Raw genomic sequence first — 913 nt, 5'->3', positions numbered from 1 at the left:
AAAGAAACTTCAGAAGAAGAAACATCCCGTCTTTTCCGTGAAGAACGACCATCAGAAGAGGCGGGACCTATAAAATGCTCATGTGCTTTTAAAGAACAAGCTTGCTGACTTGCAAAAGAACGCCAAGGGTCTAGATTGCGCTCATAATCCATGCCCCGTAAAAACATCCCCCGTAAATCTGGAACATTAAACGTCGAAATGCCATCTCCTTCTCCCCACGTCGTCCCTATCGCACAAAATAAATCCCAATAGACAAGCCGCGGATAAGCCTTCCCATCACATGCTAACCAATCATCCGGCAAGCGTTCCATTGCAAAAGGTCCTATCAGACCTGACGGTAAACGTTTTAAGGAAGTAACTTTTTCCCTTGTAGGATTGAGAACTTGCCAACCCGTGAGAGCTTCATCATACACAATCCTATACAAACAGTCATTTTGTAACTCTCCTCCCGATAAAGCTAATAAACCAGTTTCTGTTGCCTTATAAACGGGCTTGCCGGCTAAATTATTCAACGCAATCGTTGTCGCCCCAACATTCTTACCCTTCACTTTAAAACAAAGCGATATCCCATTCTTATACGCTAAAAATGCCATTTGACTTTGAAGACGTATCGCACTCGTTTTTTGTTTATCATCAACCGTAACAACCGCTTCAATCACACCCCCCATATCCGATAAATACTCACGCACTCGCTGCATCATAAAACGTGCACTGTTGTTGACTGTGTTTGGATGTTGTCCTTCTGACCAATTAATCAGATCATCCGCACCACCATTCTCGGATGCACTTAAAGACCAATCATAAATCGTCGACATCTTAACCTCACGTCTTAATCGCAAACACAACACTCATATTAACCGGGCGTGTCTCATGTTCTCCAAAACTTGCTACTGAAACATCACGCATATGAATG

At 43.0% G+C, this 913-nt stretch carries 1 protein-coding gene; it reads right to left on the bottom strand.

From position 1 onward, the window contains the following. Positions 1-815 (bottom strand): phage tail protein (locus ACFIMW_RS09400; protein ID WP_375608910.1); only part of this gene is annotated, 815 nt, incomplete at its 3' end. Positions 816-913 lie beyond the last annotated feature (98 nt).

The organism is Bartonella sp. AC329YNZD, assembly GCF_042196685.1.
Classification (GTDB): Bacteria; Pseudomonadota; Alphaproteobacteria; order Rhizobiales; family Rhizobiaceae; genus Bartonella.
The sequence above is the reverse complement of the archived record's forward strand: the minus strand, read 5'-3'. Positions and strand labels throughout refer to the sequence as shown.